The sequence below is a fragment of the Patescibacteria group bacterium genome, assembly GCA_018896215.1.
Classification (GTDB): Bacteria; Patescibacteriota; WWE3; order 0-14-0-20-40-13; family 0-14-0-20-40-13; genus JAHINB01.
Genome location: JAHINB010000006.1, coordinates 41666 through 67492, shown reverse-complemented (window position 1 = coordinate 67492; position 25827 = coordinate 41666). Strand labels below are relative to the sequence as shown.

Genomic DNA, 25827 nt, shown 5'->3' with positions numbered 1-25827 from the left:
TTAGAAAAATACAATATGGCGGGGCGTGTTAAAGAATTTTCTGGGGATTATTTGTATATTTCTAATGCCAATGTTGGGCGGGATAAGGCAAATCTCTATGTCAAACAATCTGCAACTTATGAAGTTTCTAACAAAGAGGACAATCTAACCACAAAGTTAAAAGTCAGTTACCAAAATACTGGGGATTTTAACAGCGTCTTAAATAAAGGGTATAAAGATTTTGTTCAAATCTTTGTTCCCAAAGGCGCAGTAATTGTCAAAAGCCAAGGGTTAAAGGATTTTGTAGGTAACGGTGAGGAATTTGGGAAAACAGTTTTTTCGGGACTAATAGAAGTTGCTCCAAAAACAAGTGCTGAATTTTCGTTGGAATACACTCTTCCTAAAAGTGCTAGTACAACAGACGGCTATAAACTCTTAATCCAGAAACAGCCAGGGCTCAACGATTCCAGTTATAAAGTTATTATAGATGGCAAAAGCCAAGAGTTTGTTTTGGAAAAAGACAAAGAAATTATATTCTAAAGAGCATGGAAAATCTTAAGAGTAAAAAAATCCTCGTTACTGGGGCAAGTGGGTTTGTTGGTCAAAATCTGGTGCATAATTTGGAATCCCTTGGAGCTACTGTTTGCGGTCTAGACGAAACTGTTGATTTAAGGGATTTTGAGCAAATTAAAGGGGCTTTTTTGGAATTTAATCCCGAGGTAGTTTTTCATCTTGGGGCGTTAGTAGACCTCTCGCGTGATTTTAAAGTCGCTCAAAACTGTGTGGACATTAATATCAAGGGCGCTCTTAATGTGCTAGAGGCGTGTGTGCAAGCAAAGGTTTCTAAGATTGTATTTATGAGCACCCAAGAGGTTTATGGCAATTCCAAAACACCCTACAAAGAAAATCAACCGCTTTTACCACCTTCTCCTTATGCAATTTCTAAAGTGGCAGGTGAAAGTTTTTGTAAATATTACAAAACCGTATGCAATTTAGATTATTCAATCGTTCGGATGTCAACTGCCTATGGGAGTTTTCAGCAAAATACTAGATTAATACCGACCATAATAAACAAAGCCTTACGGGGAGAAAATATCGATCTAAATTCTGGTCAAAAAGAAAGAGATTATATTTTTGTGGAAGATGCCGTGAGTGGGCTGGTAAAAATTGCGCTGTCAAAAAAGGCTTTGGGTTTGGAATTTAATTTAGGTGGGGGTAAATCTTACAAATTAGAGTATTTAGCGAGGAAAATTGTAGAGCTGTGTAAAAGCAAATCAACCATAAATCTTGGAGTGTTTCCAGATAGAGTTGGGGAGGCAGATATGATGCTATCCAGTATCGCAAGAGCCAAAGAGATTTTGGGGTGGCAACCCGAAAATTCTTTAGAGAATGGATTATTAAAAACTATCAATTGGTTTAAAAATGGATAAAAAAGAAAAAGAATTAAGATTACAAATAAAAAAGATAGTTCAAGAAATTTTTAAAATAAAAAAGCAAGAAGATAGCGAGTTTATTCCCGGAAAGTCGTTTATCCAATACGCCGGATCGGTTTTTGATGATAAAGAGGTTAACAATGTTATTTCTACTTGGTTAGATGGTTGGTTTGGTTTGGGTCAATTTGCCGAAGATTTTGAAAGGGGGCTGGCAAAGTATATTGGAGCAACAGGCAGTATTATTACAAACTCTGGCTCCAGTTCTAATTTACTATCTGTAGCTTCTTTAATGTCTCCCATGTTTCCAGAGAGGCTTCATCCTGGAGATGAAGTTATTACTCTTGCCTGTGGTTTTCCTACAACCGTTAATCCAATAATTCAATTGGGGTTAGTACCAGTTTTTATGGATGTTAACCTGGGAACATATTCTATAAAGATAGAGGATTTACAACATGCAACATCTAGTAAAACCAAAGCGGTTTTTTTGGCTCATACTTTAGGAAACCCTCACGATATGGATTTGCTGGTCAATTTTTGTAAAGAGAAGGGTTTGTTTTTAATTGAGGATAACTGCGATGCTCTGGGGTCAATTTATAAAGGAAAAAAGACTGGTAGTTTTGGTATTCTTTCTACCCAATCTTTTTATCCTCCGCATCATTTAACCATGGGGGAAGGTGGGGCGGTCAACTACAACGACCGTATTTTTGAGCGCATTACCAGATCGTTGCGCGATTGGGGCAGGGCTTGCTGGTGCAGGGGAGACGAAAAAGGAAGATATGGTGCCTGTAATGCTAGGTTTAATTACAAGATTGGCGGGAAGCCCTACGACCACAAGTATATTTTTAGTCAGATTGGTTATAATTTAAAGCCTATTGAGCCACAGGCTGCTATGGGGGTAATTCAACTTAAAAGACTTAACGAATTTACAAGAATAAGAAGGAAAAATTTTGCAAGATTTGCTTATCATGCCAAAGAAGGTAGATGGGAAAGATTTTTTGTCTTGCCAAAAGCCACAACAGGCGCGAAACCTTCTTGGTTTGCCTATCCACTTACAATTAAAGACGATGCCAAATTTGATCGACTAGAGATCACAAGGTTTTTGGAAGAAAACAAAATCCAAACCCGAACGCTGTTTGGTGGCAACCTTACTAAGCAACCGGCTTATCGTGGCATAAATATGAGAATTGTAGGCAACCTAGAAAATTCTGATAGAATTCTTTACAACACCTTCTTTTTGGGAGTTTATCCTAAACTAGACAATCGTCACATTGACTATATGGCTGGTAAGATTAACGAGTTTCTAAAGAGGTTCTAAAGAATTTTAATACTGCCTATGGAATTGTTTAGCATCGCAGATAACTTGAGCGAAACCGAAGAAAAAAAGCTTGTAAGTTTGTTAGATAAAGTTGGTCCCAAGATGCCAACTCCCGTCTACAATGCTGTGGCTGCTAAGTTTGTGCTAGTTGCCATAGAAACTGTAATTTTAAGAAGAAAACAGGGCAAAGTTGAGGTTTTTTTGGCTAAGCGCCCTCCGACCGATGCATACTACCCTAATATGCTCCATTCTCCCGGGACAATTCTAAGAGCCTCCGATAGACCAGGGTCTTATCAAGATGCTTTTGAAAGGGTGCAAAAAAACGAATTGGGGGTCAATTTTGTCTTTCCGCCAGAATTTGTCGGATCATATTATTTCCATACCAGTCGCGGACCAGAAAACTCGTTGGTTTTCCTTTGTGAAGTTGAAAAAGAACCTAAAACTGGCAAATTTTACGATGTACGAAATCTACCAGAAAATCTCCTCCCGCACCACTATATTGTTATTGCCAAGGTGTTAGATTACTACAAAAAGCAATAAACCCCTATCTATCTATCCTATAGCTTTTTCTTTGTTGCTATGTTATAATATCGATACTTCAATACACAGGACAAACTACCACGGAGGTTAAGAATGCCAGGAAAAACTATTCCGTACGACAGGTGGTTAGAGGTCATGGAAGTCGTCCCATGGCCAGTCGTTGATCTCCTCGTAGTGAGCGGGGAGAGGATTTGGCTGATCAAGAGAGAGATCTCTGGGAAGGATCAGTCCTATGCGGGTATGTGGCATCTGCCCGGAGGTTTCCTTCTCAAAAATGAGACATTTGAAGAGTGCGTACGACGCATTTCTGTAAAGGAATTGAGATGGGACATTTCTGGGATTCCCGTCACATTTTCTGGTCTGGTTCTAAACAATCCGCACGAAGTGCGGGGTCACCTAGTCCACATCCCTATGGTGTTGGATTTGAGTACAATCCCCCTCACGGAAACCGAGAATGCGCATCTCTTTCCGATAACCGCTCTTCCAGCACCAATGATTTCGCACCATATCACCATCATAGAGCAATGCTTGAAGTCGGTGGTGAGGGGACGAAGTGTGGAGATGTAAAAGCGCTACGACCGGATGTTTTGTGCTAGAGGTATTTCACTCTTCCAAAACATTCGGTCGCTTTATTTTCTGCACAAAAATACATGGAATGCAGAAAATGATTTTATAATAGGGATTTTATTTAAGGTTTCGTTTAGTGATTTTAAATAGATCAAGAGCCCAAAGTTGGCAAGTTTTATAATACTAGTAATCTTCCCGAAAATCTTGTTCCCCACCACTACATTCTTATAGCCAAAGTCTTGGATTCTTACAAAAAAGAATAAAAAAATAACACCCCAATTTTGACTTATACCTATAGTTTATGATATAATTACCGCAGTTCTAGAATGTAGCAAACTCACTCAGGAAAGGAGTTTTTCATGGCTACGATTACCGGTGGTTTGACTGCTGGTGAAGAAGAAACGCTGATTGGCTTGCTGGGGAAAGTTGCCCAGCCTTGGACGGAGAGGTTCTACAACTCTGTTAACCGGATTACGGCTCTCACGGCGGTTTATCAGGTGATACTTCGCCGAACGGAGGCCGTGGTAGAGGTCTTCCTGACACCTCGGGAAGACAAGATCTACCACGACAAGGTGCATCACCCGGGGTCGATGGTGAGGTGGACCGACAAACCCGGGTTCTTTCCTGATGCTATCGCTCGGGTGAAAAATGGGGAGCTGGGTGGTGTTGAATACGCGACAGAGCCCCATTTGGCTGGTGTAATCCTCACCGACACCCCCCGAGGGAAGGAAATTTCGGTAGTCTTGATCTGCGAGACAACCGAAACACCCAATGTCCCTGGGAATTGGCATTCGGTGTCGAATCTCCCCGCCAATCTGATTGAGCACGAAGTCGTGCTCAACAAAATGGCGGTGGTGAAGTACGAGGAGATGGCGAGGAGGAGACACGAAAGTATACCGCTTTAGGCTGTGACCGGATGTTTTGTGATAGAGGTAGTTCACTCTTCCAGAGCATTCGGTCAGTTGTTTTTTTATAGGGATTTAAGAGATGAGATAATCCGCTTGTCTATGGCGAAGTCACGAGACAAGGTAAGACATTTTTCAAATAAAGTATCAAGATTTCCCTTTTCCAAAAACTTCTTTAATCCCATCTCATTGGGAAAACTATTGGCGGGTCCTAGTAGGTAACAGACTTTAGAATCCACTACAGGTTTGGCAATAGAAGGCTCACAGGAAATTATAAAAGGAACTCCGCAAAGCATAAAATCCCAGATCTTAAGTGGCTCAATATATTTTGTTGACCCAAATTTATCGTCATAAACTGCCAGTCCCACATCGCAAGTGGCCACAAATTCTTGCCAGGCTCGGCGACTTGTAAGTCGAATCACCTTGACATTATTTAATTTTCTTTCTTTAATAATTGTTTCAAACTTTTCGTGGTCTTTTATGGGAACCAAATAGACCTCCAAATCGGGTCTAACTTTTAAGATATTTTCCACCACATCAAAAAAGATTCCAAATTGCCTTTCGGTTAAAAGAGTTCCAGTCCACGCCAATTTATTACCAGTTCTTTTATTTTTCCCTTCTTTGCTAAGTGCTGGATCGTGGAGTGGGGAATTGGGAATGTAAATCGAATCTGCCCCAAAGTGTTTCTTTTTGTATTCCTTTAACGAATCACAAACAACCCAGACTTGATCGGCTTTAATACTGGAGAGCCGATCAAAATACTGATAAATGCCTTGCATTAAACCGTTCTTAAAACGATTCTCATTAAAATCAACGCAATAGAAGATAAACTTAAATCTAAAGATGGGCTTTAGTATCAAAGCGGGGATTGAAGAAAGCGGATCAATTCCAACTACTATAATACTTTCCTTGCGATTTTTGATAAGCGTTTGTGTTAAAAGTACGATAGTCAAAACAATGTCTACCAGATATTTGATTGGAGGGATAACACCCAAGAAATTTGGTAGCTTAAGGATTTTTGTGCTGGATTCTTTACCGTAAATAATGGGGTGTTTGTAGCCAATTAAAGGAAATCCTAGAACTTCAACAAGTTTTGCTTTATCTCTAAGGGCATTAATTACAGAGGTATACGGACCCTCCACAGGTTCGTTGGGTTTATAGATATCGCGAAATAAAATGTGGGTGGTAACTATAAATATGGTATTTTTAATTTCTTTTTCTTCCATACTACTTGTGCTCAAAAACAGCCAATTGATTAAATCCAAATTGGAATTTTTTATATTTTTTTACCGCAAAGCCTGCTTTTTTTGCCAGATAGCGGATATCTTTTTCATTCCAATAGTGTTTATGCTCACCCATATTTTCTTTATCAAAAATTCCAAAGAAAGTCATAAATTCCAGAACAGGCTTTGCCATTTTTGTTGGGGTTGTTATAAAAATTCTACCATTCATATTTAAAATATCTTTAAATTTTTTAAAAATCTTAAATACTTCTTTAACTGATATATGCTCAATAACCGCTAAACTTACAATGGTGTCACAATGGGCATTTTTCATTACGGAATGATCGTAGTTAACAACAAGATATTTGCCTTTAACCAGCCTTTTTAACTCTCCGTTGTTGCCGCCAAAATCCAAAACATCTCCAATTAGATAAGGCGCCGCCATTTTAAAGCGGTAATTTTGCAGATATTTTTCTAAAAACATCGAAGTATCAATCATACGGCGACGGATCTTCTGGTTTTATTTTCTCCATACCGTAAAAATACTAATTCCAACCGGATAATTAATATATTTTAAGAAAAAATTCTCTGTTTTTAATAAAGCAACTAATGTTCCATTGATTAGGGGACATAACTCATACAAGCGATCTTTTAAGGCGCTTTTATTTTTGGGTAAAAGGTGTTGAAACATACTTAGTACATAAATAGGAAAAAAGAGGGTAAAGTTCCAATAAGAGATTTTGTGCAATTTAAATTGTGCTTTTTCTAATCTCTTTATTAGCGATGATTTATTATATCTTCTATAATGTCCGTTAATTTCATCATGACCGCTCCACAAAGAATTCAATGCAGGAACAGATAGTATTAATTTACCATTAGGTTTTAGTAATCTATACCATTCAGATAAAGCAGAATCCTCGTCCTTTAAATGTTCTAAAATATCAGAAGCTATTATTGTGTCAAATTCCCCATCTTTATATAGTGTTTTTGTGCCATCCATAACCGTTACATTATTTATGCCTCTTTTTTTACATAAATTGATTGCGTCCACACTAATGTCGATTCCATAAATATTCATAAACCCATTTTCTTTTAGTAAATTTATGAGAGGACCACCGGAGCAACCAATATCTAAAATTTTATCAGTTTTACCTATATCAACCTTTTTAATTAAATTTATAACCGCATCTCTTCGTGCTATAAACAACCAGTAATTAGTTTCTAATCTATGGTATTTTGATTCATAAAGTTTGTTCATATTTATGTCTAAGAATTCTGGAAAAAAACCAATATGTTGTTGCTAATATTATGTACAACAGACCAATGTTTGCCTCGTAAGGGGTATAAATAAACTCAACTGTGTTTTCTCCCGCCGGCAGGTATACTCCCATCATGAACCAATTAGTGCGAATTGGGGCAACCTTTGTTCCGTTAATCCTTGCCTTCCAGCCAGGATAAAAACCTGTGGAATTGGCGAGGAATGTTTGTTTCTCTGCTGTCACCTCGGCTTTGATGTAGTTTCTTTGATAATCCTTTATGACAACTTCCCCCTCGGGTGAAATTTTTCCTGGTTGTAATTTATCTGCTTCAAGAAAAACGGTTTTTGGATCTTCTAGCTTTTCGAAATAGGGCAAAAGATATTTTGATTGTCTTGCTGTTGGAATAATATTTGATGCTAAGTACAATCTTGGAAGTGCCGTGGGGTTCTGATAAACACTATAATAAGTGTCCACAGGATCTGGCCACCAAGAAAGCGAATTATAATCAAATGAGTAAAAGTTAGGTTTTAGAGGGTTTTGCTTAATTTCGGCAACTTTTTTTAGATTGGTGTCTTCCCAATCTCCTTTTCTTACAATATATTTAACTCCTAAAATGTCCCTTAAGCTTTTGGAGTCGTACTGGCTTTGGGGCAAAGGCAAAAGCTCATTTATTCTAACACCATACTCGCTTGCTAATGACATGTATCCCGCCGTTTGTTCCAATCCTAGGTAGTCTGTACTATAGCTATGCTGTGTAAATAACATATCAACGCGCTCTCCTGGTTTAGTATTCTCTTTTAAATAATTTGTAAGCTCGTTCGGTTGGAAAACCGCCTCGGGGTTTGTTTTAGAATTTAGGTAAACTTTACTGGCAACAAGAGTTCCAGATTCAACTATTAAGGCAAAACCAAGAATGGCAAAACCAATTCTTTTATTCTTATGATAAACAATAAAAGAGAGTACAGAGAGCATTCCAATCACAAAAATAATGCTTAGGTTTTGAACCAGCGCCGGATAATTTAGAATCTCCACTTTTCCTATAAAGGCAATTTTATAGGCTTGTGTTACAAGAGCCAGGATGGCAAAGATTTTAATCCCAAATCCCAAAGGCTGGGATATTCCTCTCTGACCAAGGGCGTTTTTAATATAAAAGGGGGCAATTAAACAAACCGCAAATCCTGGGATTAAAGAAAATACAGCAAGCCTTCTAAAAAAACTAATGATTGGAGTTGTTAGATAAATTAAAGTCGGAAAATAAGTTGTTCCTCCCGCGGACAAAATTGCTCCAAAAATAGCAAGTGCCAGTAAGGACAAAAGTCTTTTATCTCTAAAAACTTCCCCTTTGTTTTTTGCTTGTAAAAGAATTATTAAAACAACGGTGCTCAAAGAGAGGTGAACAATGTTTGTGGAGCTTGCTGTATTAAAAAGCGTATTAACTGGCAAAATCCCTTCCGCGAGATTAAATATTTTTATGGGGTTGCTTATAAAACCCTCCAAAGTTAAAACAGTACCTCGAACACTTTGGGGGAAATTGGCAATAGCCGAAAAGTAGAGTGGCGAGATCAATGGAAAAGTTATTAAAAACAGCCCTCTTAGGTTATCCTTGATTACGGAAATGAGTGTGTACTTAATCTTGTCACCTGTTAATATATTGTATGTGGTTACTGTCAAGACTATAAGAACTGAAGGCATGGGGTATCCGGCTAAAAAGCTAAAGGCTAAAAGTAGGTAGAACAAAAAAAAGTATCTAAATTCATCTTTCTCTTTCCTTTTAAGATTTAGATAAAAACAGACAGGAAGATAACTTCCAGCGTAAAGAACAGAGGTTGCAGCTAAATATTCCAGATTGTAACCCGTAATAACCCAAAGAAGTCCCCCAAAAAGACTAGAATAATTTTCGAGTTTAAAATAATCTTTTAATATTTTGTAAACAAAAAATGCTCCAAATGCCAGATGTAAATAAGCAAGCAAGGTGGTAAAAGGAAAAACCAGTAAACTATTTCCGAAAATTTTAGAAATTAAAGCTATGACAAAGTCTGGTGGATACAGGTAACCAAAGTCGACTACAGACAAGGTTGGAATACCAGTAGAGAGATAATTAGGGTTCCATCCTAAAAAGCTCGAGTGTTGCGAAAAGATACTTGTGATATTTTGGGAAAATGCGGAAAGCTGTAAAGCGTAGATGGCAGTATCAGCAAAGATGAATGTTTGCTCTTGGGACCAAAGAGCGATATTTCGGACAAAGATTAAAAGAATAAAGAACAGAATCCCAACCAATGCCTTTTTGTTGCTTGTCATAATTAAAATTGTAGTCTAAATTGTTCTTGGAAGATATTGGCATAAAATACGAAAAATTAAAAGGAATATTTTTTGAGCGTAAGCCTTATTTGAAATGATAAAAGGAATGTTTTGGTTTGTTAAATCCTCAATTGAACTTGATTTGGGGATGTTTGCAGTTTGTCATTGGGAATTTTCTAAGAAAATAGAATTTCTTTTTAAAAAATACTGGGAGTTATTTTTGCTTTCATCAGGAATAAAAAAATTTGTCTTTGGGGAGAATTACACCAATCTTTTTGGAAAAAGGATTTTTTACGATTCCCCTTATGGAATTGCAGGGTATCAAAGTATGTTAGTGAGGCAACAAAGAATGTTGCGCGATGCGGGTTCAAAGACGGCAAATACAATTGTTGATATTGGTGCTAATGTAGGGTTTTTTTCTATGATGCTACGAGAACTTTATCCAAAAGCGCAAATTTATGCTATAGAGCCTGTCCCGCAGATTTTTACAAATCTTAAAGCAAACCTCACTTCTAACCTTGACAAAGTATATGGTGTTGCTATTTCAGATAAGGATGGAATGGTTTCTATGAGTTTTAAGGATCAAGAGTCCGCCGTTAGTCATGTTATTGATAGGGATGCAAAGGATAGTGGTAAAACTGTTAAAGTGCGATCCACAACTTTGGATAACTGGTGTCTTCAAGAAAAAATTAGGGTCATTGACCTTTTAAAAATTGACACCGAAGGTTACGAGGCTCATGTTTTAAGAGGGGCTCAAAAGACTCTTATCAAAACAAAGTATTTACATATAGAGATAAGTTTAGAAGATAACAATAATTACACCTTTAGCCAAATCAACTCTTTGTTGTATAGCGATAAATTTAATTTTCAGTTGGTTTATTTTAGAAATTTTACCGATAAAGGTTATGGACCTATAACAGTTGGGGATTTTCTGTTTCGAAATATTATGTTAGACTAGCCCCCGTAGCTTTAGTGGTATTTCTTGTTTTATGAAAAAAAATCGTATCCTAATAACTGGTGCTTCTGGTATGTTAGGCACAACCTTTTATAGTACCTTTAAAAATTTGTTTGATATTGTTTCCACGGATCTTAAACCCCTAGACCCTTGGACGCAAAGGTTGGATGTAAGAGATAAAAATTCCATATCTTTGCTGGCTAAAAAAATAAAACCCGATTATATTTTTAATTTTGCAGCACTTACAGATGTTGAATATTGTGAATCCCATTCCAACGAAGCTTACGAAACTAATGCCCAAGGAGCCGAAAATGTAGCTTTAGTCTGCAAAAAATACGGTATCCCAATGGTTCATATCAGTACCGCTGGAGTTTTTGATGGGACAAAAAAAATCCCTTATACCGAAGAAGATAAACCCAACCCAGTAAATGTTTATGGAAAGGCCAAGCACCAAGGTGATCTTTCGGTACAGAGAATATTAAAAGGGAATTATCACATTTTTAGAGCGGGTTGGATGATGGGTGGTTTTGACAGAGATAAAAAGTTTGTTAAAAAGATTTTGGATCAAGTTGATCAAGGGAAGACCGAGTTATACGCTCTTACTGATATGTTTGGTTGTCCTACATACACCGAGGATTTTTCTAAGGGTATTGTAAAAATGTTGCGCGTAGCCGATTCGGGACTTTATCATATGGTTAGCGAAGGAAATTGTTCTCGTTACGATGTAGCAGAAAAGATAATTGAATTTTTTGATTTTAGTCATGTTAAGCTGACGGAGGTCACCTCCGATTTTTTTGCCAAGAATTATTATGCACCACGACCGCCTTTTGAGGTCGCTATTAATCAGAAAATTCATAAATTGGGTCTTAAAGTTATGAGAAATTGGGAAATAGCTTTAGAGTCGTACTTAAACAAAATGTTAAAATTTAGAAATGCCAAAAGATAGAAAATTTAAAGAGCCACTGGTTTCTATTGTCACCACAGCCTATAAAAACGAAAGATTTAATCAAAAATATTTTGATTCTGTTAATAATCAATCCTACCCAAATATTGAGGTAATTTTTGTGGATAGTTTATCTCCAGATAATACAGTTGTTGACGCCCAAAAAAGAATTAAAAGAGGTCAGGTAGTGGTGTCTCCCACAAATGCGGGTTGTGCGGCTGGAAACAATCTTGGAGTTTTAAATGCGACCGGAAAATATATATTTCTTTTAGGTCCCGATACTTGGACTGATCCGAAATGTGTGGAACTGCTCGTTAAAGCTGCGGAAAAAGATGACGAACAAATATATACCGCAAGACAAATGACCTACGATGGCAAAGAATTTATTAGCTGCGGGATCGCAGCTGACATTTTTGGATATCCTGCAAGAACTTATAGCAGGGATGGTAAAAAAAGGTTAAAAAAAATCTTTTATGCTGATGGGACTAGTGTTTTTATGAAACGAGAGAACTACATTAAAATTGGAATGATGGACGAAGTCACTTTTTTGTTTGCCGAAGATGTAGATCTCTCATGGAAAGCTCACTTAATGGGGATGTCTGTGATTCCAGTTTTTGATTCTGTTATCTACCATTTTAGTGGTGGTAGCGTTGGTATTGGTGGGTATCCAAATCCCAAAGAAAAATATGTTACCAACTCTAAGAGAAGATTTTTGGCCGAAAGGAATATTATTCGAAATATCCTAAAAAATTATTCTGTTTGGAATGTTTGGTGGATTTTGCTATACTATTTTTGTATTAATATAGTTGAGGCTGTGGCTTTGGTTCTAACTGGACAGGCTTCTTCTGCCTACAATTCATACTTTAGGGCGTATGTATGGAATATTAAAAATATAAAAAGCACATTTAGTAAGAGAAAGCAGATTCAGCAGATTCGTACCGTTGGTGATATAGAAGTTATGAAAAATATGTACTTTTTACCCCACAAAATACTTGCTTTTTTAGAATTAGGTGTTCCTAAAGTTACAAAATAAACCTATGAAAATATTAACAATAATAAATGTTGCTAGAAAAAAAATAATAGAGTTTTGGAAATACTTAAGAAAAAACGCTACCGTTAGGGAGATATACTTGTTTGTTAAAAGGAGTTTATTAGCAAACCTACTTATTATTCCTTTGATTTTAGTTTTTGTCTTTGGTCTTATCATCACCATCCCTATAGTATCCAGAACTATGGCTCACTCCGACGAATATCAGTTTTATTTTAATGCTTTTACTATAATGGCTGGTCAAGAACTTCACAATTATATTCATGTCGCTTTAACCGAATATTTGCTTGCGGGGTTTTTTTCTTTTATAAATCTAGTTACTAGCTCAGGGGTAAATTTTCCCCAAGGCGATCCCTCGTTGGCCACATACTTTTGGGGTCATTGGTTTGGATTCATCCTCTATATTTTGGCCTATATCTTAGGACTTATTGTCTTGCAAAAGAACGATAGCAAAATTAAATTGCGCTCAGTCTTTTTTAGTGTTCTGTATTTCGCATCCCCAGGAATTTTGGAGAGATTTATTAGGATAAATTCTGACTCGATGATGGTAATAGTTTTTTTGAATTATCTTATCATCTCTTTCTGGTTACAAAAAAGCAAGGCATCGGTTGCCAAAACTTTTGTGATTAATCTCGCATTTTTGTTTTTGGGCTCTTTTACCAATTTAAAGTCTTTATTCTTGTTTCTTCCAATTTTTTCCATCACAACAGTAAATTCATTTTTATGGTCGCGACAGAAACACACCTCTTTTAGCATAAATTATCTATACAAATCTGTCCTTTACACCGCTGGGATTTTTTTTGGCGGGATTCTTCTTTGGGTGATTTTTATGCCTAAGCCTTTTGATTACATTAGATTTTGGTATGGGGTAAAGAAAGCAACTGTTCACAGTACGCAGTTTGATTTTGATTATCCGAGTCAATCCTTTGGGAGTTGGAAGGTTTATATATATGATTTTTTTGCTGAATATTTGGGACTATCAGCCCTTGTGGCTGTCGTACTAGTTCTTTTACTTTTTATTCTCGTTAAGAAAAACGATTTAAGAAAGATTTTTAATAAAATGCTACAAAAAGTTAACATAAGAAGTATTTTTGAAGGGGATCTGTATCCTTACACAGGACTTGTTCTAGCGCTATCGCTGGTGTTTTACTATTTAGGGGTTTCCATGCGAGTTGTTCACTGGTCCAGATGGGGGGTCCCGATAGGATTTTTGGGAATAATGCTCTTATCCATGGTATTAGAAAAAGCTGTTCTGATTCTAGATCCTCTGAAAAGATGGTCTCTAAAGAAGGTTCTCTTTGGTTTCCTTGGAATTTTCCTGATTACTACCTCTCTAAGAGTGTTAATTACTGTCGACATGATAAGAACGGATTTTCCAGAAAAGGGAAATTTTCCGTTAACCTATATTGATACAGAGAAGCTAGCCTCTGATTTGGGCATTGCGAAAGAGGAAATGATTCAAAAGATGATGTGGTTTACTGGTTACACACCAAAAACTATAGGAAGTGACTCTTTGGAAAAAATCACGGAGGAAAAGAACAAGGATGTGCGTTATGTTCTTTGGCCTTATTGGAACATTGGTTTGGTTTATACGACGAAAAATGTTGATTTAGGAACCCACAACCAGAGGGCGTTTATTGATAAGTATATGGAGAAAATTTTTTACCGATTTCCAACTTTTGGTGCATTTTATATGCACATAACAAAGTATTTTGCTTGGAAGGTGCTTGGAATTACATGGAATCCGGAAATAGATTCTCTTTTGGAAACTCAGTATGCGGTTGTTAAACTTAAAGAACGGGTTTCCAATATTAGTTTAAATTACAGTGTGGGGTTTAAAGACATGTCTCATTACTTTTTTCCGAAGTCGCTAACCTTTAATATGGCTACCTTAAAGGATGGTTATATGTTTCCTCCTTGCTACTCCTACCCCGATACGAAGTATGTATCCGATGGCAAGAAAGTTGAGCCTCCCAGCGACATTGGAATTGGGGCCAGAACAGCAGGCTTGTATTGTCATAGCACCAGATTTAGGGTATTTTTTAAGGGTACTTACAGAATTAGGGTTGAGGGATTGCCAGAAAATGTGGACAATATTCAGAAGGTTTTTTCAAATATCAGCACACTTTCTTGGAATCCAGACACCAAGACGGCCACAATAGAAGCCAAAAGTACTATGATACCTGGTGATTTTGGTGTAGCTACGGAAGAGAAGAATATTCCCGGTCTACAATTTCGGGTTTTTTATAGTGATTAATTATTTTTAGTCAGGGGAGTTACCCATACATATGGTGATAAAAATGGGTATTCCAAAAATTAAACAACTTGCTTTTAGACCCGAAGTGCTATTTTTTCTTTGTATTGCAATCTTGGAAGCAGTTTATGTATACATTCTGTTTGGTGATGTCGAACTGTTGGCTAGTGGAGATAATTACACATACTTACAATTGGGAAAGAGGGCATTTAACTTATACATTTGGGATACCGCTATTCCTTTAGGGGGTATAAACAACGCAACCCCAAACTTATTGGGATTTCCCCTCTATTCAACACTGTTTAGCTTTCTATCAACGGCTGTTCTTCAAAGGCTGTTGATTTTCTGTTTGTATTTTTTTGGGTTCGTGGGTTTCTACAAATTAACGAGATTATTCTCCCGGAAATTTTCCGTATTTGCGCTTCTTCCTGCAACGGTGCTTTTTTCATTTAACGCATTTGGATCTTTGAATCCATTTTCATTTTTTCCTTTAATGTATGGGGCATATCTTCCACTTTCTTTATATTATTTTATTAAGTTGGTAGAAAGTAAAAGTTTTAGTTTTTCTTACATATTTAAGTTACTGGTGTTATCGGTGATTTTCACTCCCATAAATTCAAATCCTGCTTTGTCTGTGACCATATTTATTCCCCAGGCTTTGTATCTAGTTTTATCAATAAAGAATATGCATAGAGCGAGGGTTTTAAATGTATTAAGTTATTACATCGCCTTTATTTTGGTAAATTTGTGGTGGGTAACACCTATGCTTTATTATTATATGGAAAATGCAAATAGGGTTTTTAAGAGCGGGTGGTTTTCTGCTTCATCGGTGGGGCACTTGTATCAGAATTTTAGATTCATTGGGCAGTGGGGTTGGTACGGCAAACACTTTCTATACGATTATTACCCATTTCATGATTGGTATGACAAGCCAACCATTTTCTTTTTTAGCTATGCATTGGTTATTTTTACGATCGCTTTGTCTTTTGGACAAAAAGTGAGTTCAAGAAAACCCCAAATCTTTTTTATTGCTCTATTTTTGCTCTCCCTGTTTTTGGTAGGGGGGTCTCGTTCGCCTTTTGGTTTCGTTTACACCTTGTTGTTTAATTACTTTCCCGGATTCAAGATTTTTAGAGAACCTTTTACAAAATTCGGTGAATTGTATGTGCTATCCTTCTCGGTTTTATTTTATGTAGCACTCACAAATATTGAAAAGCGTTTTCAGGGAAAGTGGAAATTTGGATTATTTATGTTCGTTTTGTTGTTAGTTCTTATGAACGCAAAACCAGTTCTTTTGGGCGAGCATGTGTGGTCTAAGTGGAATGGGAGCGTTAGAACTTCAAGGATAAATATACCAACATACTGGAAAGAATTTGAAAAATTTACTCACGATAATTTAAAAGATGCTCGAATACTAACTACCCCAAAATCCTATTATGGTGGAGCTTGGAATTGGATTTATGGATTTTCATCAGCCGATGACATAGCGGTAAACTTTGTGGATGGGGGAAACAGTGTTTTGAGAAACCCCATTGCTTCAGGTTCCGAAGCGGGTGAAGTTATAGATAATATATTTCGGGTTGCGGACTTGCCTAAGAATTATCTCGCATTGTTATCTGTTGATTATATATTGCAAGAGAATGATTTAGACTGGAGGTATTCGGGGGAGTTGACTCTGCCACCCAGTCAAAATGATTTAGCAATTAATAAGTTAGGTGTTGAAAAGATCCAAGAGTTTGGCGAATTTGACCCAAAGTATCTTTTAAAAATACCTAACGGAGAAGCAAATACTTCTTTAAGAGAAGAGCTCTATGCCGAACTTACAGGGAGACCCGCTTTAGTTCTGTATAAGGTTCCAGAAGATAATAAATTGCCGAAGTTTTACATTCCGAAAGATCTCGTATATTCGTGGTCAACTATTCAAGAGTTACCCTATGTTTTGAGTACATCTAATTATGCAAAGGGTATTGGGGTTTTTATAAAAGATACAGAGAAGGTTGATGAATCACCTTTGAGAGAATCCGCAGATAGAGTAATTTTTGGTACTAGAAAGTTTTCGCGGTTTTCCTTGGAAAATTTAACATGGAAAGAGGGTTGGGCTTGGCCGGTTGTGGTTAACACGAATCCCACAGATTTTAAGTACAAATTTGTGCAGGTAAAGGAAGATATAGAAAAAGCTATCCCCAAAAACCCCCTTGATAAGGCGGACTTGTTACTTTGGCTTGCTGCAAAAAGAGCTGCGGAGATAGCTAAGTATAGAGTACCCCCACAATTAGAGGAACAACTTGTTAGGGATTATGCGAATCTGGTAGATCAATCAATGGAGGTGCTTAAAAATGTTCCAAAGGAAAAAATAATGAATGACGATGAAAGTGAGGGGGATTTTTGGGGAATGGTGGGTAAGGTGTTAATGTATGTTGAGAGATCCAACGCAACCATTCCTCTTTCTGAATATACTTTTGGTAACAGCAAAGATCCTAGAGTTCTATATAAAAACTTTGTTGCTTGGATTTACGAGGTCTCGACCCCCGATTGTGGCGATTACTGTTACACTTTTAAAGTTCCGGAAGATGGGAGGTACAGTGTTTATGTTGGTGATAGTGTTTTGGCAAAACTAATTTTGCCAAAAGTCAAAATTGCTGATTTGGAATACACGGAGGTCAAAAACCAAAAGGATGAGATAAAAGGTTGGTATTACGATGGTATTACCACATTTCAAAAAGGCAAAAATTATATTGTAAATTTATCGCTCCCTAAAGGTAAGAATTTAATTGGTTCTGGCGGGTGGTTGGTTCCGAACTTCGCTACTTTAGATAGTTCAAGTGCAGATTTTGTTATGCAAAACATTTTTCCGGGTTATTATGTGCTTGGTTCAGATATCGCTCGTCCTAGGGAAATAGAATCTAGCCTAGTTTTGTGGGACGACATGATACATTACAAACCATTGGAAAATTTTGAGAGTGGTAAGAAATATTCGGTATCTTTTGAGTATTCGACTGATTCGGGAGGCTTGGGCATAGCTATTATTGAATCAAATTCCCCAGTTCAAACCCCAATCTCTAATAGTCAGTTGCTTTTGACTAAAGTTTTAGTCAAGGCTGAATTAGATCAGAGCTGTTTGGATAGATCTGGAGAGTCCAATTGTTGGCGTAGTTACAAAAAGATTTTTAGGGCAAGTAACGATGCTAAGTCGGCGCTATTTTACATTTATGCCTACCCGTATGCTCGGAAGGCTTCCCATGTAAGGGTAAAGAATATTAGTGTAGAGGAGGTGTTAGAACCCATCATTGTAGTTAAGAAAGGGGGGAATAAGTCGCTAGATACGACCCCAACTGTTCCTAACATAGTGTTTTCTAAGATAAATTCGACTAAGTACAAGGTTAGTGTTTCAGGAGTAACCGATCCTTACGATTTAATTTTTAGTGAGAGTTACAATCGTGGTTGGAGAATGTATCTGGATGGGACAAAACTTATTTCTAATTCTAGTCATGATATTGTTAATGGATATGCAAATCTGTGGCATGTAAGTCCCGAGGATGCAGATAATAAAGAAAGTTATACATTAGTCATCGAGTTTTACCCACAAAGGATTTTTAGGATTTGTGTTATTTTGAGTTTGAGCACATTTTTGGTAGCCACGATATATTTTATAACGGCACGAATGTTTAAATTTATCACTGCTATTAGAGTTCATAGTTTGTCATGAAGATAATTCTTAAATTAAAATTAAAAGTTGCAAGATTGCTGAAGCTCCTTAAGAAATTCCTGGTAAAAAACAAGGTTATGTTGCTTTTCCTGTTCATGCTGGGTGTTTTGATGGATATGGTATTGCTAGAGTTTGTTTATTCGTTTGTATTTTTTCCCTTAATGGTTTTGTGGTTACTGTGCGAATTGGTGTATACACGAAAACATGATTGGTACCTGATGCTTTCAATAGTATTACTGTCTTTGGTGCTGCCGCTTAAGTTTCTTAGTCTTGAAACTGTCGCCGAGAAAATTTCTATTTGGGCATATTTTTATCTGGTAGTTGCATTTTTTAAGAAACTAAAAAAAAGTGGGAGTAAAATTATCGTTGACTAAGTCAATAAAAACCCCAGGAGTCCTTTTGTTTTTTTTAATTGCGGTTATAGAGATTATTCACATCCAATTGTTATTTGGTGATGGACATCTACTTGCGGGTGGAGATAATTATCAGTACCTACAACTTTGTAAAGAAACCACAAATAATTATTCTTGGAAGGAGTCTCTTCCGTTTGGTGGACCAGGTTACGATGTAGCAAATTTGTTTGGAATTCCCTTATATTCAAAGCTTACGTGTTTTTTATCCCAAGACATTTCGGAGCGTTTGTTAATTTTTACTCTGTATTTTTTAAAATATTTTGGGTTTTTTTTGCTTTCAAAAGCACTTTTTAAAAGATTTTTGCTTTTTGCTTGTATTCCAGCGTGTCTTTTGCTTGTTTTTAATCCTTTTGGAGCTCTAAATCCATTCTCTTATCTTTATCTTTTAGATGGGGCATATCTTCCCCTTTCCCTGTATCTCTTTGTTCGTCTTTTGAAAAGTGAAAGAGTAGACTATTTGACTCTTTCGATAATTGCTTTATCTAGTGTTATTTTTTCCTCATTAAATTCTAATCCTGCTTTATCCATGACGATTTTTATCCCCCAACTCATCTATTTAATATTTAATCTTCATAGACTGAGCAAAATTAAGCTCTTAAATCTGTTTTTATATTCAATGGTTTTGATCTTGTGTAATTTATGGTGGATTGTAGCGCAAGTTCAATACTATTTTTCCAGCGTTGGGATACTTTCTAATGGTAATTGGTCTGACTTTACAAATCAAGGTAGCTTGTTTCAAAATCTTAGATTTATTGGTCAGTGGGGTTGGTATGAGGGGCACTATCTCTATAATTATTATCCCTTTAGCCAGTATTACGATTCTCCTCTTGTAGTTATTGCTACTTACCTAGTTGTCGCTCTTACGATGGGGTATGGGGTTGTATTGGCGCTAAAAAAAGATAGACCAGCATTGTTTGCGTTGGTGTTTCTTTTGATTAGTTTATTTTTGGTTGGTGGTTCAAGACCCCCCTTTGGTATTTTGTACAGGTTTTTATACGATCACATCTCTGCTTTTAAGGTTTTTAGAGAGCCTTTTACCAAGTTTGGTGAGTTATATGTTTTGGCATTCTCCCTTCTTTTTTACAGATTGTTGTTGGGGATTAGAGACTGGATTAAGCCCTATTTTAGAACAAATATCTTCATTTTATTTTTATTTTTGGTATTTATTTTTGGTAAGCCAGCAATTTTAGGTGAGCATGTTTGGGATAAATGGAATGGAAGTATGCGAACTTTTAGAGTATCTGTACCTCAATATTGGGATGACTTTTACAAATTCCAAAAAAAGAATTTAAAAGACGAACGAATTCTTACTGTTCCAAAAACTTATTATGGGTCGGCTTGGAATTGGCCTAAGGGTTTTTCCAGTGCTGATGATGTCGCTGTCAATTTTGTAAGCAATGGTAATACAATTCTTGGAAGACCAATAAATACAGGATCCACTTCCGAAAAAGTAGTTGGAAATTTTTATAGTGATAGTAATGTAAACTCAAATTATTTTAACTTTTTGGGCGTTAAGTATATTCTTCGCGAAAACGATTTAGATTGGAGATATTCTGGAGAACTAACTTTATCGCCGAGCCAACTTGATGATTGGATAAAAAAGTTAAATGTTATAAAAGTGGCAGAATTTGGAAAATTTACGCCGGAATATCTGGAGACAATTGTCAATGACGATCCTAATGTTAATCTAAAAAATGAGCTATACAAGGAACTTCTGAATAGACCCGCCCTCGAGATTTACCAAGTAGATGGAACGGAAGATTCTCAAAAATTTTATCCCATAGGTAATATTTACTATGTAAATGGAGAGATAGAAGACATTTCAGAGCTTCTAAGTTTTACAGGAGCATTAAGTTCAACAGGATTGTTTTTGGAAGACATAGACTTTTCCTCTGTAAAAGAATCTTTTTCTCCAAATCAAATTTACGGAGTCGGTAAGCGGGATTATTTGTCTCGGGGACATTATTTGGTCACTGTACCAGAAAAAGGAAGTTACAATGTTTTTATTAAAGGAGATAAAATCGGACTCACCGGATTTAAATTAACGCCATCCTTAGATATTGTTAAGGGGTGGTATAACATTGGAAATACATCACTTGAGGATAGTAAAGAATATTCTTTTTTTCTTGATATTCCAAGGGGGAAAAATATATTGGCGGGAACCGAACCATGGCACAAATCCAATTTAATTGGTGAGAATAACTATGCCGATCTCGCCAAAACTCTTTTTTTGGAAGAGGGGGGTGATATTTATTATAAGTTTGTAGACTCAAAAGAGCTCAGTGGTAGCTACAGTATATCTTTGGATTATAATTTTTCTAAAGATATCTTAGGGTTTGCTGTTGTTGGTGTGCAACAAGATGGCGGGTATAAAATATTTTCCGAAAAGTTTAGTGGGGCTGGAGCATATTACAACGAAATGGAGTTAAAAAAAGATACTAATTCCCTACTATTTCTAAAACAAGAGTTTCTAATAAACGATAAGTTAAAGTCAAAAGTTGATTTTATGAATATCTCGTTTGCGAAGGCAGGAAGCCCCTCGGTGGTTTTAAAGAAAGTCAGTGACGAGAAGCAACAGAAAACCAGACCCCCTAATATCACTTATACAAAAATCAACCCTACAAAATATCGGGTTCAAGTTGATGAGTCAGGAGACTCCTACAACCTGGTTTTTAACGAATCGTTTGATAAGAATTGGAAGCTATATTTTAAAGGTAGAAATGAAATCTCATCAACTCGTCATTTTAAAATCAATGGTTATGCTAATTTGTGGAAAATAGAACCCGAGGATGTTGGTGATGCATCAAGTTATACGCTGACTGTTGAGTATGTAGTGCAAAGGAAAATAGACCTACTTATTGGGATTTGTCTTACTACTTTCTTTTCTTCTCTAACTTATGTGATAATCCGTGGGGTAATAAAGCTAAAGGAGTACTTAGTTTTTAACAAAGTATGCTTACCAAGAAAAAAATATCCATAGTTCCTGTATCGTACAAAGACGAGGGGAATATAGAAGAACTCTACAAAAGAGTGGTCAAAGTAATGCAAGAAGTAACTTCTGACTACGAAATAATCTATGTAAATGATGCCAGTCCTGACAAATCACAGGAGATTCTAGAAAGCCTTGCCGGAAAAGATAAAAGAGTGACTGTAATTACGCATTCCCGGAATTTTGGCAATCAAAGCGCGTTTTCTACAGGGATGGAGCAAGCTCTTGGTGATGCAGTAGTAATAATGGATGGTGATTTGCAGGATCCCCCAGAGCTTATTGTTGACTTTGTTAAAAAATGGCAAGAAGGTTACGATGTGGTGTATGGACATAGAAGCAAAAGAGAAAAAAGTATGGGAAAGTTTTGGGAGTTAGTGCAACATAATTTCCATGTATTTTTTAGTAGAATAAGCTATGTCAAAATGCCGGTTGATGTGGGAGAGTTTTCACTAATGGATCGTAAGGTTGTTGATATTATTAACTCTCTTCCAGAAAAGGATAGATTTGTACGAGGTCTTAGGGCTTGGGCGGGTTTTAGACAAATAGGTGTCTCTTATGTTAGACCAGAAAGGTTCTGGGGTACTGGTGTTGCGACAAGTGGCGTTTCAAGAAAATTATATTGGGTACGCAAGGAGGTATTTACTTTTTCTTACGCTCCTTTTGATTGGATTTTTTATTCTGCGATAGTAGGAATTTTTGTGACACTAATTACGGTTTTGTTATATTTGGGAGTTGCAATTTTTGCCCCCACTGGAGCAAGGCTTTTCTCTCCGGTTGCTATTTTGGTTTTATTTGTTGGCAGTGTCCAGCTTGTGTGTGTAAGCATTGTCGCAGAATATCTAAGAAGAATATTAGAAGAGGTAAAGAATAGACCATACGCTGTAGTTCAAAAAATAATTAATGATCATAGAATTTCTAAAAAGTAATATCATTGGTGGGTTAGGTGACCAGGTGGGTGGGTTTATTGCGCTCTCTAATAAAAAACTAATTGGTGCCCCTTTTAATAACAACCCCACACATCTTTTGGAAAGTAATCAGCCAATATTTTCTTTAATTTATAATGAGGGGTCACAGATATTTAATCCAATATTATTCTCTAATCTGTTTTCTATAATTAGCGTTTTATTGCTTCTGATTTTTTGCTTTTTGCTTTTTAAATATCTAAAGGTTAATATATTTGTAAGCCTTCTTTTGTCAATCCTATTTACTTTTTCTCCCTACACTTATCTTCATTTAGGGGTGCATCCTGCGTTAATGCAAGTTTGGATGATTCCAGCTGGTATTATTTTACTTCTCAAATCCCAGACTTTAAAACAACAAATTATCACAGGGGTGTTTATCGCTTTTGCAATATTTGTGAGTAATTATTTAGGTTATTTTTTGTTGCTTTTTGCGGGCAGTTTTTTGTTAGCTAATATTACTATCAAACTAACTTTTAAAAAGTTCACCTTTGGTTGGTTCAAATTAGAGCTCGTTAAATATTTAGTGATTTTTGGAGTGGTTCTATTAATTTGTATCCCAACACTTCTTACCTATTTTAAATCTTCATATAGGATTACACCATCTTTTGATGGGGGTGTGAGTAGAACTTTGGAAGATTTCCAGAATTTTAGTGGCAGACCGTGGTATTTAGTTTTGCCTCCAATTCAAAATCCAGTATTTGGAGGGGTTACGAAATCGGTTTTAAATTGGATGAAGAGCGATTGGGGGTATTTTTTGGCGGATGATTATTTTAATAATGAAAGTCCCGAGATGTTTTTGGGATGGGGGAACATTTTAGTTTTTATTTTTTCAATAGCTTATTTTGTAAAGAGATCCAAATGTCAAATGACAAATGACAAAATTAAAACAGCATTAATTTTTGGACTAACGGGATTTCTGGTGTTTTTATTTACTTTTCCCCCTTATTTTGATTTTGCGGGGCATAAAATTTATACTTTGGGATTTATTTTGTACAAATTGTTTCCTATGTTCAGGGTTACACAAAGATTGGGGATAGTGATATTAATGTGCGTTCTCATTGTAAATGGTGTTTTTCTTAGCGAAATTGTAACTAGATATAAAAACTTTAAAACAAAACTTCTTTTAGTAAGATTAATAATCATAGGATACATTGTTTTTACGCTATTTGAGTTTTACATACCAATAACGATAACAGATGTTTCTAAAACACCAGAGGTTTATACCTACCTTGCTCAAGATACAAAAAAAGTGAGTTTTAATTTTGTTGGAGAAACAGGAAGAATTGGTCAATACACGGGTACCGAAATAATCGTTACTTACCCAAGACAAAATTCCGATGATATCTTTTGGATTACAAGGCATCAAAAAGGCTTAATAAACCCAAGGAATTATGAAAATGACGAATATGGTTTTGATTCAATGGAATTTACCAAATGGCTTCCAACGCAAGAGGGTTTGGAACATGCAAGAAGCTATGGAGTTTCTTATATTGTTTTTAGCAAAACTGATCTACAAAAGGAGATTAAATCTGACCCAAACTTTGTTAAGTCCGCCGACCCCGAGAAGTTTTTTAGGGAAAACCTTACTTTGGAGAAAGATTTTGGGGACATTTTGCTTTTTACACTCTCCGCTCGCTAAAGGTGAGCTACGAGTATATACCTATCTAAGCCACTTTAACAACCCTACGGGTTTAAAACTAGCATAAGATGGGTATAGATTTGACAACCAAAACTAGTTGGTTTAACATAAAAAGTGTAATTTATTGAACAAAAAACTGTTTTTTGTGCATTATGACTATTAAAATGATCAAAAACGAGCTTTTTAAGCAAAAAAACGATATTAATTCTATTCTGAATACAAGTATTATAGAAAGAGAAAAAACCGCCGATGCTAAAAACCTTGTCGAAAAAACTTTAATTAAAGTTGTGACCGGACCAAGAAGATCGGGGAAATCGACTTTTTGTTTGTTGCTTCTTAAAGGTAAATCTTTTGCCTACGCCAATTTTGATAACGCTATTATAAAGGGATGTAAAAATCATAGTAAGTTAGAAGAAGCTTTGTTTAGCGTCTATCCAAATACAAAGATTGTATTTTTAGATGAAATACAAAACCTGCTCGACTGGGAGTTATTTGTGAATGGTCTACAAAGACGGGGATACAATATATTTCTGACGGGATCTAACGCTAACCTATTAAGTCAAGAGTTGTCCACTCACTTAACAGGTAGATTTGTCGAGATAAAAATTATGCCGTTTAGTTTTAAAGAATTTCTTTTGGCTAAAGAGATAGACCGCGGGGGTTTAAGTCCTTTATTGAAAGATAACTTTGACGATTATCTAAAATCTGGTGGTTTTCCTGAACTCGTAATGCAGAATTTGAGTCCCAAAGTATATCTGTCTTCTCTTATTGATTCTGTTATCTTAAACGATATCGTTTCTAGGTACAAAGTTCGTAATCCACAAGAAGTTAGAGATTTGATTTTTTATCTATTTTCTAATTTTTCTTCGGAATTTAGCTACAGAAAATTACAATTTTCTTTGGGGATTTCTAGTTTGCATACTACTAAAAAATATGTTGATTTTTCTGTTTCTGCTTTTTTAATTTGTGTATTAAACAGGTATTCTCACAAAGTTAAGGAGCAAATAAGATCACCAAAAAAAGCATATTTAATTGATACTGGTGTGGCAGATGCCCAGGCTTTTCAATTTTCTTACGATTACGGAAAGTTTTTAGAAAACATGGTTTTTTTGGAGCTACTAAGGCGTGGAGCTAGACCAAATTTTGAAGTTTTTTCTTATAAAACTGATAATAACAAGGAAGTAGATTTTTATTTAAACAAAAGACAACTAATTCAAGTTTGTTACGATATTTCGGATAAAAAAACAAAAGATAGGGAAATTTCAGCTTTAATTACCGCTGGAAAGGAGCTTTCGTGTAATAATCTACAGATATTAACTTACGATCAAGAGGGGTTGGAGACAATTGGAGACAAGGAAATTAGTCTTACGCCTGTTTGGAAATGGTTATTAACCTAGAT

Annotated in this window: 19 protein-coding genes; 15 read left to right on the top strand and 4 right to left on the bottom strand. The window is 36.2% G+C overall.

Annotation, left to right across the window (positions count from 1 at the left end):
- The 6 genes from KKF75_01375 to KKF75_01350 form a co-directional block, all read left to right on the top strand.
- Positions 1-519, top strand: a 519-nt coding sequence (locus KKF75_01375; GenBank protein MBU4380856.1) for a hypothetical protein, incomplete at its 5' end; no start/stop codon positions are given.
- Between the two features lie 5 nt (positions 520-524).
- A complete protein-coding gene (locus tag KKF75_01370; GenBank protein MBU4380855.1) occupies positions 525-1409 on the top strand; it encodes an NAD-dependent epimerase/dehydratase family protein in 885 nt (294 codons plus the stop codon).
- Positions 1402-2727 carry a lipopolysaccharide biosynthesis protein RfbH gene (gene rfbH / locus KKF75_01365; protein MBU4380854.1) on the top strand — a complete coding sequence of 442 codons (1326 nt, stop codon included), beginning with the start codon at positions 1402-1404 and terminating at the stop codon, positions 2725-2727. Before KKF75_01370 ends, rfbH begins: the two co-directional genes overlap by 8 nt.
- A gap of 18 nt (positions 2728-2745) precedes the next feature.
- The gene (locus KKF75_01360) at positions 2746-3267 is read left to right on the top strand and encodes a hypothetical protein (protein ID MBU4380853.1); all 522 of its coding nucleotides are present in this window, start codon (positions 2746-2748) and stop codon (positions 3265-3267) included.
- Positions 3268-3360: 93 nt separating this feature from the next.
- On the top strand, positions 3361-3834 hold the full coding sequence (locus KKF75_01355) for an NUDIX domain-containing protein (GenBank protein MBU4380852.1): 474 nt from the start codon (positions 3361-3363) through the stop codon (positions 3832-3834).
- Between the two features lie 359 nt (positions 3835-4193).
- A complete protein-coding gene (locus tag KKF75_01350) occupies positions 4194-4739 on the top strand; it encodes a hypothetical protein (protein ID MBU4380851.1) in 546 nt (181 codons plus the stop codon).
- A 65-nt stretch (positions 4740-4804) separates the two neighbouring features.
- On the opposite strand, the gene KKF75_01345 is transcribed toward KKF75_01350, so the two are convergent.
- Genes KKF75_01345 through KKF75_01330 form a run of 4 tightly spaced genes read right to left on the bottom strand, consistent with a single transcriptional unit; the run spans position 4805 to position 9519 of the window.
- A complete protein-coding gene (locus KKF75_01345) occupies positions 4805-6004 on the bottom strand; it encodes a hypothetical protein (protein ID MBU4380850.1) in 1200 nt (399 codons plus the stop codon).
- Positions 5967-6461, bottom strand: coding sequence for a class I SAM-dependent methyltransferase (locus KKF75_01340; protein ID MBU4380849.1), 495 nt, complete (start codon positions 6459-6461; stop codon positions 5967-5969). Before KKF75_01340 ends, KKF75_01345 begins: the two co-directional genes overlap by 38 nt.
- Before the next feature lie 21 nt (positions 6462-6482).
- A complete protein-coding gene (locus KKF75_01335; protein MBU4380848.1) occupies positions 6483-7220 on the bottom strand; it encodes a class I SAM-dependent methyltransferase in 738 nt (245 codons plus the stop codon).
- On the bottom strand, positions 7204-9519 hold the full coding sequence (locus KKF75_01330; protein ID MBU4380847.1) for a YfhO family protein: 2316 nt from the start codon (positions 9517-9519) through the stop codon (positions 7204-7206). Before KKF75_01330 ends, KKF75_01335 begins: the two co-directional genes overlap by 17 nt.
- Before the next feature lie 94 nt (positions 9520-9613).
- On the opposite strand from KKF75_01330, the gene KKF75_01325 reads away from it, so the two are divergent.
- The 9 genes from KKF75_01325 (at position 9614) to KKF75_01285 (ending at position 25825) form a co-directional block, all read left to right on the top strand.
- Positions 9614-10477 (top strand): FkbM family methyltransferase, encoded by an 864-nt coding sequence (locus tag KKF75_01325; GenBank protein ID MBU4380846.1) that lies wholly within the window; start codon positions 9614-9616, stop codon positions 10475-10477.
- A gap of 31 nt (positions 10478-10508) precedes the next feature.
- Positions 10509-11420 (top strand): dTDP-4-dehydrorhamnose reductase, encoded by a 912-nt coding sequence (gene rfbD, locus KKF75_01320; GenBank protein ID MBU4380845.1) that lies wholly within the window; start codon positions 10509-10511, stop codon positions 11418-11420.
- The gene (locus KKF75_01315; GenBank protein MBU4380844.1) at positions 11407-12450 is read left to right on the top strand and encodes a glycosyltransferase; all 1044 of its coding nucleotides are present in this window, start codon (positions 11407-11409) and stop codon (positions 12448-12450) included. Before rfbD ends, KKF75_01315 begins: the two co-directional genes overlap by 14 nt.
- 4 nt (positions 12451-12454) lie before the next feature.
- Positions 12455-14722, top strand: coding sequence for a hypothetical protein (locus KKF75_01310; protein MBU4380843.1), 2268 nt, complete (start codon positions 12455-12457; stop codon positions 14720-14722).
- A 31-nt stretch (positions 14723-14753) separates the two neighbouring features.
- Positions 14754-18425 (top strand): hypothetical protein, encoded by a 3672-nt coding sequence (locus KKF75_01305; protein ID MBU4380842.1) that lies wholly within the window; start codon positions 14754-14756, stop codon positions 18423-18425.
- Between the two features lie 348 nt (positions 18426-18773).
- Positions 18774-21818 carry a DUF3367 domain-containing protein gene (locus tag KKF75_01300; protein ID MBU4380841.1) on the top strand — a complete coding sequence of 1015 codons (3045 nt, stop codon included), beginning with the start codon at positions 18774-18776 and terminating at the stop codon, positions 21816-21818.
- Positions 21791-22753, top strand: coding sequence for a glycosyltransferase family 2 protein (locus tag KKF75_01295; protein MBU4380840.1), 963 nt, complete (start codon positions 21791-21793; stop codon positions 22751-22753). The genes KKF75_01300 and KKF75_01295 overlap by 28 nt, the downstream gene beginning before the upstream one ends.
- Complete coding sequence (locus KKF75_01290; GenBank protein ID MBU4380839.1) at positions 22728-24428, top strand: hypothetical protein; 1701 nt, start codon at positions 22728-22730, stop codon at positions 24426-24428. Before KKF75_01295 ends, KKF75_01290 begins: the two co-directional genes overlap by 26 nt.
- A gap of 152 nt (positions 24429-24580) precedes the next feature.
- Positions 24581-25825, top strand: coding sequence for an ATP-binding protein (locus tag KKF75_01285; GenBank protein ID MBU4380838.1), 1245 nt, complete (start codon positions 24581-24583; stop codon positions 25823-25825).
- Positions 25826-25827 lie beyond the last annotated feature (2 nt).